At 65.9% G+C, this 13,385-nt stretch carries 12 protein-coding genes; 1 reads left to right on the top strand and 11 read right to left on the bottom strand.

The window, feature by feature from the left end; translation table 11 throughout:
• Window positions 1–111 precede the first annotated feature (111 nt).
• The 11 genes from GPA27_RS03605 to scpA all read right to left on the bottom strand — a co-directional run bounded on the left by GPA27_RS03605 (window position 112) and on the right by scpA (window position 12,243).
• Entirely contained in the window at window positions 112–1,278 is a 1,167-nt protein-coding gene (locus tag GPA27_RS03605) for a S1C family serine protease (RefSeq protein WP_169137935.1), read from the bottom strand.
• A 39-nt stretch (window positions 1,279–1,317) separates the two neighbouring features.
• A complete protein-coding gene (locus tag GPA27_RS03600; RefSeq protein ID WP_169137933.1) occupies window positions 1,318–1,473 on the bottom strand; it encodes a hypothetical protein in 156 nt (51 codons plus the stop codon).
• A gap of 84 nt (window positions 1,474–1,557) precedes the next feature.
• The gene (locus tag GPA27_RS03595) at window positions 1,558–2,364 is read right to left on the bottom strand and encodes a M48 family metalloprotease (RefSeq protein ID WP_169137931.1); all 807 of its coding nucleotides are present in this window, start codon (window positions 2,362–2,364) and stop codon (window positions 1,558–1,560) included.
• Between the two features lie 186 nt (window positions 2,365–2,550).
• A complete protein-coding gene (locus GPA27_RS03590; protein ID WP_169137929.1) occupies window positions 2,551–3,414 on the bottom strand; it encodes an isoaspartyl peptidase/L-asparaginase family protein in 864 nt (287 codons plus the stop codon).
• A 149-nt stretch (window positions 3,415–3,563) separates the two neighbouring features.
• On the bottom strand, window positions 3,564–3,815 hold the full coding sequence (locus GPA27_RS03585; RefSeq protein ID WP_169137927.1) for an NAD-dependent epimerase/dehydratase family protein: 252 nt from the start codon (window positions 3,813–3,815) through the stop codon (window positions 3,564–3,566).
• Window positions 3,812–4,168, bottom strand: coding sequence for a hypothetical protein (locus GPA27_RS03580; RefSeq protein WP_169137925.1), 357 nt, complete (start codon window positions 4,166–4,168; stop codon window positions 3,812–3,814). The genes GPA27_RS03585 and GPA27_RS03580 overlap by 4 nt, the downstream gene beginning before the upstream one ends.
• Window positions 4,169–4,261: 93 nt before the next feature.
• Window positions 4,262–4,789, bottom strand: coding sequence for a GbsR/MarR family transcriptional regulator (locus GPA27_RS03575; protein ID WP_169137923.1), 528 nt, complete (start codon window positions 4,787–4,789; stop codon window positions 4,262–4,264).
• A gap of 193 nt (window positions 4,790–4,982) precedes the next feature.
• Window positions 4,983–6,974, bottom strand: a complete 1,992-nt coding sequence (accC, locus tag GPA27_RS03570; RefSeq protein WP_169137921.1) for an acetyl-CoA carboxylase biotin carboxylase subunit — start codon at window positions 6,972–6,974, stop codon at window positions 4,983–4,985.
• 255 nt (window positions 6,975–7,229) lie between these two features.
• A complete protein-coding gene (locus GPA27_RS03565) occupies window positions 7,230–8,762 on the bottom strand; it encodes an acyl-CoA carboxylase subunit beta (RefSeq protein ID WP_169137919.1) in 1,533 nt (510 codons plus the stop codon).
• 178 nt (window positions 8,763–8,940) lie between these two features.
• Window positions 8,941–9,948: a methylmalonyl Co-A mutase-associated GTPase MeaB gene (gene meaB / locus GPA27_RS03560; RefSeq protein WP_169137917.1), complete on the bottom strand. Its 1,008-nt coding sequence runs from the start codon at window positions 9,946–9,948 to the stop codon at window positions 8,941–8,943.
• Window positions 9,949–10,083: 135 nt separating this feature from the next.
• On the bottom strand, window positions 10,084–12,243 hold the full coding sequence (scpA, locus tag GPA27_RS03555) for a methylmalonyl-CoA mutase (protein WP_169137915.1): 2,160 nt from the start codon (window positions 12,241–12,243) through the stop codon (window positions 10,084–10,086).
• A gap of 339 nt (window positions 12,244–12,582) precedes the next feature.
• Between scpA and GPA27_RS03550 the strand changes: the two genes are divergently transcribed.
• Window positions 12,583–13,254, top strand: a complete 672-nt coding sequence (locus GPA27_RS03550; RefSeq protein WP_169137913.1) for a GntR family transcriptional regulator — start codon at window positions 12,583–12,585, stop codon at window positions 13,252–13,254.
• Window positions 13,255–13,385 lie beyond the last annotated feature (131 nt).

Below are 13,385 nucleotides of genomic sequence, written 5' to 3'. Positions count from 1 at the left end.
GTCCCCGCCTTTGAGTGCCCCGTAAAATTACATTATGGACCCGCGCACCTCAGTTGCCCCCTGCTGCGCGTAACGAGGCGTGAGCGGCAGGACGCCTCGCGTCCCGCACCCTTAGTTGCCCGGCTGCAACGTCACCGACAGGCTCATTTCCTTGCCCTCGCGCAGCACGCCGAGCTTCACGGTGTCGCCCACGCGGTGGTCGTCGAGACGGGCGGTGAGCTTCGCGACGGAATCGACCGCCTGGCCGTCCAGCGACACGATGATGTCGCCCGGATAGAAGCTGCCGTCGCGCTCCTGCCGGATGCCGCGCAGCCCGGCCTTGTCCGCCGCCGACCCGGGCATCACGCGCAGCACCACGACACCGCCGACGTCGAGCTCGAGCTCTTCGAGCAGGCGGACATTCACGTCCTCGTCGATCTGGATGCCCAGCACCGGACGGACGTACAGGCCGTTCTTGATGAGCTGCGGCACGACGCGCATCACCGTATCGACAGGAACCGCGAAACCAATGCCGGCCGAGGCCCCCGAGGGGCTGTAGATCGCGGTATTGATGCCGATCAGCCGCCCGTTCGAATCCAGCAGCGGACCGCCCGAATTGCCGGGATTGATCGCCGCGTCGGTCTGGATCAGGTGCTCGATCGTCGTCTCGCCGTCCTCGCCCGGCAGGGAGCGGTCCAGCGCGGACACGATGCCGGTCGTGAGCGTCCAGTCCAGCCCGAAGGGATTGCCGATCGCGAACACCTTCTGCCCCACCTTGAGGTCGCCACTCGTGCCGATCGGCACCGGCGGCGGCCGCTTGAAACCTACGCCTATCCGCAGCACCGCGATGTCATGCGCCGGACTCGCCCCGACCAGCGCGGCCTGGTAGTCGCGCCCGTCGGCAAGCTTCACGGTGGCCTGCGAGGCGCCCCGGATCACGTGGAAGTTCGTCACCACGTGACCGGCGTCATCCCAGATGAAGCCGGAGCCGGAGCCGCGCGGCACCTGCATCACATTGCGCGTCCACGCATCGCGCACCAGCTGGGCCGTGGTAATGAAAACCACCGAATCACGCGCGTGCTCGAACAGTTCGATGGTCGACTTCTCGTCGGCAGCCAGGTCGCCGCGCGGCGTGACGGTGCGCTCGGCTGCAAGCTTCGGGCTGAACCAGTCCTCGATGACCGGCTGCAGCCGCCACAACAGCATCAGCGCAGCCACGGCGAGGGTCACGAGGAGCAGGCGCCGCAGGAAGAGGTCGCGCGCGGGCACGGCGTGAGGATCTCGGTACTCGGGTCTCATGTTCGCATCGACGAAGGAGAGCTCGGGGTCTGCCCGGGATCAGCAGTTCCCCTTCTTCGCCTGTCCCGGCGGACAGAAACCGCCACCCGAGCCTCCGTTGCGACCCGGGTCGACCACGACCGAACCGGCCGGCGTATACACCGCGCACGCGCCGACGAGCGACGCGAGCGCGACCAGGGCAAAGAAGCGCTTCATGTAACCTCCACAAGTTCAGGAATGCGGCGCAATCATAGCGCAGCCGCGCCCCGGCCTTGCGGAGCGGACGCGTTGCGGAAGTTTTCAGTCCGGCGCGCGCTCCGTCAGGGCGCGTGCCGCCGCGATGCGTTCGGCACCGTCCGGATGGGTGCCGAGGAAGGCGAAGCGCTCCGGCTGTCCGCTGGTGGAGAGCTTCTCGAAGAAGCGCACCGCCCCGGCGGGGTCGTAGCCCGCGCGCTGCATGTAGGCGATACCGGCCTCGTCGGCGGCGCGCTCATCGTCGCGGCTGTACCCATTCTCCGCCATGTTGGACGCGAGTTCGGCGAAGATCGGCGTCAGGGGGAAGCCCACCACCGTCAGGAGCACGCTCGCGATCGCCACCAGGCCACCGGTTTCGTTGCGGCGCGACAGGCGCTGCTCCGAATGACGCAGGTTCAGGTGCGCCAGCTCGTGACCGATCAGCGCCGCCCATGCGGCCTCGTCCGCGCCGAGCAGCTCGACCATGCCGGAGTGGATGCCGATCACGCCGTCCTTGCCCGAGCGCAGTGCGAACGCGTTGGCGCTGGGGTCGTCGACCAGCAGGAACTGAGGACGCGCACCCGGCGTCGCTGCCCCCACGCGTCGCGCCGCCGTCCAGGCCGCGCGCAAGGCCTGCGCGTCGAACCAGCGCACGGCGCCCTGCACCTGCACGCCGACCCGCCGCCCTTCAGCGGCACCGAGCTCCGCCAGCGGCCACGCCGTCGCGTGGCCGTTGTGGCGCGGCACCGTGCTCCGCTGCGGCGGGCTCTCAGCAGGCAGATGCCCTGCCGGCGGCTGCATCGCACAGCCGCCCCCCAATGCCAACAGCAAAGCCAGCGCACACGTCCGACCATGGGCAGCGACGTTCATCATGCGGAAGGGCAATCGATGCGCGAATTCATTCCCGCAGCATACACAAGGAACATCGCCCAGGACCATCTCGGGAATCCGCGAGTCACGCGGCGAGGCATAGCGGGTAGAGGAAACGACCGATTCCGTTCGCGCTGAGCCTATCGAATGCCCGTCCCAAGGCGTCAACATACTCAGCGCGAACGGTGTCTAGTTGTCGGGTAAATGGCGCCGTTCTCCCGTCTCCGCAAGGTAGTGCTTCATTCCGGGCGTATTCCAGCGCGCAACGGCCTCGCCGCGCGCGGACACAGCAATGATTCCTCCGGCTCCGCCGTCAGCGGCGATCGCGGCAAGAACCTCATCGACCGCCTGCCCGAGCGGCATGCGCGCAAGTCGGATCCGCGCAGCTACCTCGTGGGCCGCTGCGGCGCGGATGAAATATTCGCCGACACCGGTACAGCTGACCGCCACGGCCTCGTCGGCCCAGGTTCCGGCCCCGATCAGTGCGCTGTCGCCGATGCGGCCGACGAGCTTACCCGACGTTCCCCCCGTCGATGTCGCGGCCGCCAGCGCGCCGCTCAGGTCAATGGCGACAGCACCGACCGTACCGTGCATCGATCCCTCCTCATCGGCGGCCGGAAGCGCCACGAAGTACTCGGCTGGCCTCCCTATCGTTCGCAGTCCGAGTTTGCACGCGAAACGGTCGGCGCCGTCACCGGCAAGCAGAACGTGCGGGGTGTCCTGCATGACGCGGAGCGCAAGCCCGATCGGCGAGAACGCACGGCGCACGCACGCCACCGCACCGGCCCGCCGCGTGGTGCCGTCCATGATGGCCGCATCCATCTCGAAGTCGCCTTCACAATTGGGCCGGCTGCCGCGGCCCGCGATATAGAGCCCCGACGCCTCCATCTCCGCGACGGCGCACGCGACGACGTCCAGCGCAGCGGCGCCACCCGTGAGCATTGCCTCGCAGCGCGATCCCAAGGCTGACAGATGCGCACAGGTACGTTTGTCATCTCGGGTGGCGGCTGCGCCCGCGCCACCATGCAGAACCAATCGTGTTGTTCGGCTCATCGATCCGGCAGGCGAAATCGGGTAGGGATTTCAATTTTAGCCCGCCCCACGGGCCTCGGCGGACCGGACCGAACGCGACGGACGTTGCCCCCGGACAATGCGGCACCGTACCCGGAATATGTCTCAGGGCGGCTTTACGCCGATCAGGATCATAACGCCATCATCGCCGCGAACGCCGGGTAGCCGAGCAGTTCCCAACGTTTCGCAAAGGCCCAATAGCGCTGCGGCAGCGCATCCCCGCGCTCGTGGGTAGCGATCCCCACCCGATCCATCGAAATCTGGTACCCCCCCGCCCGGACGGGCTTCCTCACGCCGCGGACGACCTCGTGGCCGGCCGCCGCGAGGCGTGCGCAGATCGCCTTCCCCATGAAGCCGGCGGCACCGCACACGAGGACCCTCATCGCGCGATCTCCAGCAGCTCGCTGCGCGCTGCCGGGTCGGGGATGTTGCGCATGATCATCCGCGCGACGAGGGCGACGGACACGACGATTCCGAGCACCGTCATCATCAGCGCGTGGCGGGCCACCACCTCGATCGCCACGCCCGGATTGCTGCTGCGCCCGAAGGCGAGGGCGAGGATCAACGGGATGCCCGTGATCATGATCGCATTGACGCGCACCCAAAACTCGGACCGGTCGTACGTGCCGCACAGGTCGCACAGCAGCCGTGTCGTGACTTCCTGCAGGTAGCGGCTGACCGCGAACCCGATGACGACCGGAATGGAGACTTCAACGAGGAAATTCACGACACCCATGGCTGCGCTCCTTTTAAGACAGTTGTTTCAGTAAAGACAGAAATACACGCCGCAAAAAAACGGGCGGTGAAGCCCGCGGTCCCGCTTGCCTGCTCAGCCCTTCTTCCGGAACGTCTTGCTGATCTTCGCGCTGACACCCAGCGTCTTCATCAAGGTTTCCGGCCTGATCCGCAACATCTCGTCCGACAGCGTGCACATGATCTCGATGAACTTCAGCGTCTCCTCGATGCGCTGCCGCGTCCCTTCGTCCTCGTCAGCGATTGCCGGATTCTCCAGACATTCGCGCAGCGCGACCGCCGTCGGGTCGATCTCGCGCTGACGGCGCCCGGCGACGATCAGCTTGAAGAGTTCCCAGATGTCGGTCGAGGTCTCGAAATGGTCGCGGCGATCCCCCCTCAGGTGCACGACGCGCGCGAGGTTCCACGCCTGCAGTTCCTTGAGGCTGGTGCTCACGTTCGAGCGTGCGACCCCCAGCGTCTCGGTGATCTCCTCGGCGTCGAGCGGCCGCCCGGCGAGGTAGAGCAGCGCATGGATCTGCGCAACGGTGCGATTGACCCCCCAGCGGGATCCCATCTCCCCCCAGTGGAGGACGAAGCGTTCGGCAATCGGTTTGAGTTCCATGGGGCAACTCTAAACCTTCTGTTATTTCTGTCAATGCAGAAATCAACGGAGCGGACCGAAAGCCGCGCAGCCAACTCTGCGACGACAGCGTCCCCACTGCAGCGCCCCACCTCAAAAAGGAAAGGGCCTGCTCGCGCAGGCCCTTTCGGTGTTCCGACAGGCGCCGCCGCGGATGCGGCGGCGGCCGTCCCGATCACTCGAACTCGATGATGACTTCGTCCACCGAGAGACTCGCGCCCGGCTTCGCGACCAGCTTGCTGACCTTGCCGTCCTGCTCGGCCTTGAGCACGTTCTCCATCTTCATCGCCTCGATGATCGCGAGCTTCTCGCCCGCCTTCACTTCCTGGCCTTCGGTGACGCAGATGTCGCGCAGCAGGCCCGGCATCGGCGACAGCAGGAACTTGGACATGTCCGGCGGCAGCTTCTCCGGCATCATCGACAGCAGCTCGGCGGCGCGCTCGGTCATCACGATCGGCTCGACCTGCAGACCGAAGTGCGAGATGCGGTAGCGCAGGCCGCGACGCTCGATCTGCAGGCAGATCGGCGCGCCGTTCACGGTGCCCTCGAACAACAGGTCGCCGAAGCTCCAGTCCGAGACGATGCGGTAGGTCTTGTCGGCATGGGTGATGTCGAAGCCGTCGGCGGAAGCCTGCACCGCCATCGGATACTGCTTGCCGCCCATCACGACCACCCAGTCGGTACCGACCCTGCGGCCGTGGCCGGCGAGCTGACCGTCGATCTGCACCGCGCGACCGATGTAGCGCAGGCGCGCGAAGGTCGCGACCGCCGCGAGCAGCGCGGGATCGTCGTGCGGCACCATCGACGCGTCGAAGCCCTGCGGGTATTCCTCGGCGATGAAGCCGGTGTTGAAGCCGCCCGAGCAGAAGCGCGGATGCTGCAGCAGCGCGGCCTGGAACGGGATGTTCGAGCTGATGCCGCGGATCACGAAGGCGTTCAGCGCGTCGCGCATGCGCTCGATCGCCTGCTCGCGGTTAGCGCCGTGCACGATCAGTTTCGCGATCATCGAGTCGTAGAACATCGAGATCTCGCCGCCTTCATACACGCCGGTATCGACGCGCACCTGGCCCGGCACCTCCTGCGGCGCCTGGAACTTCACCAGGCGACCGGTCGAGGGCAGGAAGCCGCGGAACGGGTCCTCGGCGTTGATGCGGCACTCCATCGACCAGCCGTTGATCTTCACGTCGGCCTGGGAGAGCGGGAGCTTCTCGCCATAGGCAACGCGGATCATCTGCTCGACCAGATCGAGGCCGGTGATGAGTTCGGTGACCGGATGCTCGACCTGCAGGCGGGTGTTCATCTCGAGGAAGTAGAACTCCTTGGTCGCCCCGCTGACCACGAACTCGACCGTGCCGGCCGATTCGTAGTTCACCGCGCGCGCCAGCGCCACCGCCTGCTCGCCCATCGCCTTGCGCATGTCGGGGTCGACGAAGGGGCTCGGCGCCTCCTCGATGACCTTCTGGTGACGGCGCTGGATCGAGCAATCGCGCTCGTTCAGGTACACGTAGTTGCCGTGCGAGTCGCCGAGCACCTGGATCTCGATGTGGCGCGGCTCGAGGACGTACTTCTCGATGAACACGCGGTCGTCGCCGAACGACGCCTTCGCCTCATTCACGCACGAGGAGAAGCCCTCGAAGGCCTCCTGGTCGTTGTACGCGACGCGCAGGCCCTTGCCGCCACCGCCGGCGGACGCCTTGATCATCACCGGGTAGCCGATCTTCTTGGCGATCTCGACCGCCTCGGCCGGGCCGGCGATGGCGTCGTTGTAGCCGGGGATGGTATTCACGCCGGCTTCGATCGCGAGCTTCTTCGACTCGATCTTGTCGCCCATCTTGGCCACCGAGTAATGCTTCGGCCCGATGAACTTGATGCCTTCCTCTTCCAGGCGGCGCGAGAACTCGGCGTTCTCCGACAGGAAGCCGTAGCCCGGATGGACCGCCTCGGCGCCGGTCTGCTTGCAGGCGTCGATGATCTTGTCCATGCGCAGGTAGGACTCTTTCGACGCCGCCGGCCCGATGCACACGGCCTCGTCGGCCAATTCGACGAAGAGCGCGTCCTTGTCGGCCTCGGAATGCACGGCGACGGTGGCGATGCCCATCTTGCGGGCGGTCTTGATCACGCGGCAGGCGATTTCACCGCGGTTTGCGATCAGGATCTTTTTAAACATGAAGAAATTCCTTGTCTTAGGCGTTTGCCCTGCGCACAGAACCGAGAGACTGCACCGCCCGCTCCCTCCCCTTCAAGGGGAGGGCTGGGGTGGGGATGGGTTTCCGGCGTGCGGTCGCGCCTATCGAAACCCATCCCCATCCTGTCCTTCCCCTTGAAGGGGAAGGAACCGAAAACGGGCAGCCTGCAATACTCCAGCCGGCAATGCACAGGGGATTCGCCATAGCTTTACGGTACGTTGAGATCGCGTGCGCGCTTACAGAGGAATGTTGCCGTGCTTGCGCCACGGATTCTCGAGTTCCTTGTTCTTCAGCATCGACAGCGAGCGGCACACGCGCTTGCGCGTCTCGTGCGGCATGATCACGTCGTCGATGAAGCCCCGCGCGCCGGCCACGAACGGGTTGGCGAAACGCGCCTTGTACTCGGCTTCGCGCTGGGCGAGCTTGGCTGGGTCGTCCTTCTCGCCGCGGAAGATGATCTCCACCGCGCCCTTCGGGCCCATCACCGCGATCTCGGCCGACGGCCACGCGAAGTTCACGTCACCGCGCAGGTGCTTGGACGACATAACGTCATATGCGCCGCCGTAGGCCTTGCGGGTGATGATGGTGACCTTCGGCACCGTGCATTCGGCGTAGGCGTAGAGCAGCTTGGCGCCGTGTTTGATGATGCCGCCGTATTCCTGGGTGGTACCCGGCATGAAGCCGGGGACGTCGACCAGCGTCACGACCGGGATGTTGAACGCGTCGCAGAAGCGCACGAAGCGCGCGGCCTTGATCGAGCTCTTGATGTCCAGGCAGCCGGCGAGCACCAGCGGCTGGTTCGCGACGATGCCGATCGGCGCGCCTTCCATGCGCGCGAAGCCGATGATGATGTTCTTGGCGTAGTCGGGCTGCAGTTCGAAGAAGTCGCCGTCATCGACCATCTTGACGATGACTTCCTTCATGTCATACGGCTGGTTCGGGTTGCTCGGCACCAGCGTGTCGAGCGACATGTCGAGGCGCTCGGGCGCGTCGAGCGCGGGCACGGTCGGCGCCTTCTCGCGGTTGCTCGACGGGATGAAGCCGATCAGGCGGCGCGTCATCATCAGCGCCTCGACGTCGTTCTCGAACGCGAGATCGGCCACACCCGACTTGGTGTTGTGGGTCACCGCACCGCCCAGCTCCTCGGCGGTCACTTCCTCGTGGGTCACGGTCTTCACGACTTCCGGACCGGTCACGAACATGTACGAGGAATCCTTCACCATGAAGATGAAGTCGGTCATCGCCGGGCTATACACCGCGCCGCCGGCGCACGGGCCCATGATCAGCGAGATCTGCGGCACGACGCCCGAGGCCATCACGTTGCGCTGGAACACGTCGGCGTAGCCGCCGAGCGAATCGACGCCTTCCTGGATGCGCGCACCGCCCGAGTCGTTGAGGCCGATCACCGGCGCGCCGACCTTCATCGCGTGGTCCATGACCTTGCAGATCTTCTCGGCGTGGGTCTCGGACAGCGAGCCGCCGAACACCGTGAAGTCCTGCGAGAACACGAACACCAGGCGGCCGTTCACCGTGCCGTAGCCGATCACCACGCCGTCACCCGGAGTGTGGTCCGCTTCCATGCCGAACTCGGTGCAGCGGTGCTCCTTGAACATGTCCCATTCTTCGAAGCTGCCTTCGTCGAGCAGCAGTTCGATGCGCTCGCGCGCGGTGAGCTTGCCCTTGGAATGCTGCGCGTCGATGCGCTTCTGCCCGCCGCCGAGCCGCGCCTTGGCGCGCTTTTCGTCGAGCTGACGAATGATCTCTTGCATTGATGACCTCCTTGACTTGTTCTACCGACCCGGCCTTGTGCCGACCGGGCGTTCAACTCCAAATCCTGCTTCACGTGTAGGGCGGGAGGAGCGCAGCGTATCCCGCCAATCCATCGGTGGGGGGCGGCTACAACCGCCGCGTGGCGGGATGCGCTGCGCAACTCCCGCCCTACGGAAACTACTTCTCCACATAACCGAGCAGGCGCATCGCGGCAGCCGAGGGCGTCGTCGTGCCCTCCTCCACCGCGCGGGCGAGCCCGGGCAATTCGTGCTTCACCTGCGGATGGCTGCGGAAATGGCTGCGCAGCCCCGCGTCGATCAGGTCCCACATCCACGCCAGCGCCTGGTGGCGCCGCTTGGCCTCGAACTCGCCGGAGGCCTGCATCGCCTTGCGATAGTCCGTCACCATCGTCCAGAAGTCCGCGATGCCCTGCTTCTGCAGCGCGGACAAGGTCAGCACCGGCACCGTCCAGTTCGGACTCGCCGGCCGCAGCATATGCAGCGCCGTCTTCATCTGCGACTTCGCCCGCATCGCCGCACCTGCGTCGATGTCGGCCTTGTTGATGACGATGAGGTCGGCGATCTCCATGATGCCTTTCTTGATCGCCTGCAGGTCGTCACCCGCGTTGGGCAGTTGCAGCAGGCAGAAGATGTCGCTCATGCCGGCGACCGCGGTCTCGCTCTGGCCGACGCCGACGGTCTCGATGATGATCACGTCGAAGCCGGCGGCCTCGCACACCAGCATCGTCTCGCGCGTCTTCTCGGCAACGCCGCCGAGGCTGCCCGCGGACGGGCTCGGGCGGATGAAGGCAGCCGGGTTCTGGCTCAACAGCTCCATGCGCGTCTTGTCGCCGAGGATCGAGCCGCCCGTCAGGGACGACGACGGATCGACCGCCAGCACCGCGACACGCAGACCCTGTTCGATCAGGTACAGGCCGAGCGCCTCGATGAAGGTCGACTTGCCGACGCCCGGCACGCCCGAGATGCCCACGCGCATCGCGCCGCCGGTGTGCGGCAGCAGCGCTTCGAGCACGTGGCGTGCGCGCGCCTTGTGATCCTCGCGCTTTGACTCGATCAGCGTGATGGTCTTGGCGAGCGGACGCAGCTGGCGCGCGAGCACGCCATCGACCAACGCGTGGTCGGCGGCGTCGAGTTCGGGCAAGTGTTCGGGTTTGTTCATCGGCATCGAAACGTCAATGGCACGGCTTCGCAGTTCACGTAGGGCGGGAGGAGCGCAGCGTATCCCGCCATTCCAACGGTGAGAACAGGCTCAGCCGCCGCGTGGCGGGATGCGCTTTGCTCCTCCCGCCCTACACGCCAATCAAGCTTTCGCCGCGCGGATCTGCTTCAGCACCTCGCGCGCGGCCGCCGGAATCGGCGTGCCCGGCCCGAAGATGCCTTTTGCCCCGGCAGCATACAGCGCATCGTAGTCCTGCGCCGGGATCACGCCGCCAACGAAGACGACGATGTCGTCCGCGCCGAGCCGCTTCAGTTCGTTCACGATCTGCGGCACCAGCGTCTTGTGACCGGCGGCAAGGCTCGAGCAGCCCACCGCATGCACGTCGTTCTCGACGGCGTGGCGCGCGGCTTCTTCCGGCGTCTGGAAGAGCGGGCCGATGTCGATGTCGAAGCCGAGGTCGGCGAACGCCGAGGCGACCACCTTCGCGCCGCGGTCGTGCCCGTCCTGGCCGAGCTTCGCGATCATGATGCGCGGGCGACGGCCCTCTTCGGTGACGAAAGCCTCGATGTCGGCCTTCAGTTCCTTCCAGTCGGCATCGTTCTCCACGACGGCTCCATACACGCCGGACACGGCTTGCGGATTGGCACGGTAGCGGCCGAAGACCTTCTCCAGCGCGTCGGAAATCTCGCCGACGGTCGCGCGCAGGCGCACGGCCTTCACGGCGAGGTCGAGCAGATTGCCTTCGCCGCTCTCGGCGCACTTCGTCAGCGCGTCGAGGGCCGCCTGCACGGCAGCGCTGTCGCGCGTCGCACGAATCTTGGTGAGGCGGGCAATCTGCGACTCGCGCACCGCGTGGTTGTCGATATCGAGGATCTCGATCGGATCCTCCTTCGCCAGCTTGTACTTGTTCACGCCGACGATCACGTCCTTGCCCGAGTCGATGCGCGCCTGCTTGTCGGCCGCGCATTCCTCGACCTTCATCTTGGCCCAGCCGGACTCGACCGCCTTGGTCATGCCGCCCATCGCCTCGATCTCCTCGATCAGCGACCAGGCCTTGTCGACCATGTCCTGGGTCAGCTTTTCCATCATGTAGGAGCCGGCCCACGGATCGACGACGTTACAGATGTGCGTCTCTTCCTGGATGATGATCTGGGTGTTGCGCGCGATGCGGGCCGAGAACTCGGTCGGCAGCGCGATCGCCTCGTCGAGCGCGTTGGTGTGCAGCGACTGCGTGCCGCCGAAAACCGCGGCCATCGCCTCGATCGTCGTGCGCACGACGTTGTTGTACGGATCCTGCTCGGTCAGCGACCAGCCCGAGGTCTGCGAGTGCGTGCGCAGCATCATCGACTTCGCGCTCTTCGGGTTGAACTGCTTCATGATGCGCCACCACAGCAGGCGCGCCGCGCGCATCTTGGCGATCTCGAGGTAGAAGTTCATCCCGACTGCCCAGAAGAAGGACAGGCGGCCGGCGAAGGTGTCGACGTCCATGCCGCTGTTGATGCCGGTGCGCACGTACTCGAGGCCGTCGGCGAGCGTAAAGGCGAGCTCGATCGCCTGGTTCGCGCCCGCTTCCTGGATGTGGTAGCCGGAGATCGAGATCGAGTTGAACTTCGGCATGTGTTGCGCGGTGTACCCGAAGATGTCGGCGATGATCTTCATCGACGGCGTCGGCGGGTAGATATAGGTGTTGCGGACCATGAACTCCTTGAGGATGTCGTTCTGGATGGTCCCGGACAGCTTGTCCTGCGAGACGCCCTGCTCTTCGGCGGCGACGATGTAACCGGCGAGGATCGGCAGCACGGCACCGTTCATCGTCATCGACACCGACACCTTGTCGAGCGGGATCTCGTTGAAGAGGATCTTCATGTCCTCGACCGAGTCGATCGCCACGCCGGCCTTGCCGACGTCGCCGGTGACGCGCGGATGATCCGAGTCGTAGCCACGGTGCGTCGCGAGATCAAACGCGACCGAGACGCCCTGGCCGCCGGCCGCGAGCGCCTTGCGGTAGAAGGCGTTCGACTCCTCGGCGGTCGAGAAGCCGGCGTACTGGCGGATGGTCCACGGCTTGACCGCGTACATCGTCGGCTGCGGGCCGCGCAGGAAGGGCTCGAAGCCGGGCAGCGTGTCGGTGTGCTGCAGGTCGGCCGTGTCCGCCTTGGTATACAGCGGCTTGACCGCGATGCCTTCGGGCGTCACCCAGTTGAGCTTCTCCACGTCGCCACCCGGCGCATGTTTCGCGGCCGCCTTGTTCCAGGCTTCCAGGTCCGACTGGGGATAAGCCGGCATCTTGTCGTTCGGCATGACAAACCCTCTCCGATTCCATTGGCCGCGGCAGGCGGCGTTAGCGTTGTCTCGTACTGCTGTTTGAACGGCTGGCTGGCGACGACGAGACCGCCCGCAGTCCGAAGACTGCAGGCGGTCGCCGGCGCTCCCATGCATTCGGCGTAGCTCCCTCTCCCTCTCGCTGCGCAGCAGACCAAGGGTCCGCCAGCGCAAGCTCCCAATCCTACGCCGCACATGGGAAGTTGACTTGTACCGTCAGGCGAATAATACTTTATCCATAATTATGAATGCAACTGTCGGCGAGCCGAAATTTCGACGACAATCCGGCCCGCAACATTTCCGCATCGAACAGCACCCATGACCGCCACCCGCATCGCCCCGCTCGCGCTGTACCAGGAAGTCGCCGAGCGGCTGCGCCAGCTCATCTTCTCGCACGAACTGGCGCCCGGCACCTGGGTCGACGAGCAGGCGCTCGCCGACAACTACGGCATCTCGCGCACGCCATTGCGCGAGGCGCTGAAGGTGCTCGCCTCCGAAGGGCTCGTCACGCTGAAGCCGCGCCGCGGGTGCTACGTCACCGAGATCTCCGAGCGCGATCTCGACGAGATCTTCGCCGTGATGGCGCTGCTCGAAGGCCAGTGCGCCCTGGCCACGGCGCAGAAGGCCACCGACGCTGACCTCGACCGCCTGCGCGCGATACACGCCGGACTGGAAAAGGCCGCAGCGGCGGAAGACATCAACGGCTTCTTCGAATCGAACCAGGCCTTCCACCTCGCGCTGCAGGAAATCGCGGACAACCGCTGGCTGCAGCACGCGATCGAGGATCTGCGCCGCGTGATCAAGCTGTCGCGCCATCACTCGCTGTTCGGCGAAGGCCGCCTCGAGCAGTCGCTCGCCGAACACCGCGAGATCCTCGCCGCGCTCACCGCGCGCCGTGCGGACGACGCGGAACGGCTGATGCGAGCCCACATCGGCAGCGGACGCGCAGCCCTGGGACGCATCGCCAAGGCACGCAACAAGGTCGCCTGAACGATGGCGTAGGGCACTTGTTCCTCCCCCTTCAAGGGGGAGGTCAGGAGGGGGATGGGTTTCTACCGCTCGTACTTAACCCATCCCCACCCCAACCCGGGAGTCTCCGCTTCGCTCCGCCGCTGCGGCGG

The sequence above is a fragment of the Aromatoleum toluolicum genome, from assembly GCF_012911005.2.
Taxonomy (GTDB): domain Bacteria; phylum Pseudomonadota; class Gammaproteobacteria; order Burkholderiales; family Rhodocyclaceae; genus Aromatoleum; species Aromatoleum toluolicum.
This window is presented reverse-complemented; position numbering and strand designations above follow the sequence as displayed.

Coding starts and splice junctions, on each gene's coding strand:
- GPA27_RS03605 (WP_169137935.1), bottom strand. CDS start 1,278: ATGAGACCCGAGTACCGAGATCCTCACGCCGTGCCCGCGCGCGACCTC.
- GPA27_RS03600 (WP_169137933.1), bottom strand. CDS start 1,473: ATGAAGCGCTTCTTTGCCCTGGTCGCGCTCGCGTCGCTCGTCGGCGCG.
- GPA27_RS03595 (WP_169137931.1), bottom strand. CDS start 2,364: ATGATGAACGTCGCTGCCCATGGTCGGACGTGTGCGCTGGCTTTGCTG.
- GPA27_RS03590 (WP_169137929.1), bottom strand. CDS start 3,414: ATGAGCCGAACAACACGATTGGTTCTGCATGGTGGCGCGGGCGCAGCC.
- GPA27_RS03585 (WP_169137927.1), bottom strand. CDS start 3,815: ATGAGGGTCCTCGTGTGCGGTGCCGCCGGCTTCATGGGGAAGGCGATC.
- GPA27_RS03580 (WP_169137925.1), bottom strand. CDS start 4,168: ATGGGTGTCGTGAATTTCCTCGTTGAAGTCTCCATTCCGGTCGTCATC.
- GPA27_RS03575 (WP_169137923.1), bottom strand. CDS start 4,789: ATGGAACTCAAACCGATTGCCGAACGCTTCGTCCTCCACTGGGGGGAG.
- accC (WP_169137921.1), bottom strand. CDS start 6,974: ATGTTTAAAAAGATCCTGATCGCAAACCGCGGTGAAATCGCCTGCCGC.
- GPA27_RS03565 (WP_169137919.1), bottom strand. CDS start 8,762: ATGCAAGAGATCATTCGTCAGCTCGACGAAAAGCGCGCCAAGGCGCGG.
- meaB (WP_169137917.1), bottom strand. CDS start 9,948: ATGCCGATGAACAAACCCGAACACTTGCCCGAACTCGACGCCGCCGAC.
- scpA (WP_169137915.1), bottom strand. CDS start 12,243: ATGCCGAACGACAAGATGCCGGCTTATCCCCAGTCGGACCTGGAAGCC.
- GPA27_RS03550 (WP_169137913.1), top strand. CDS start 12,583: ATGACCGCCACCCGCATCGCCCCGCTCGCGCTGTACCAGGAAGTCGCC.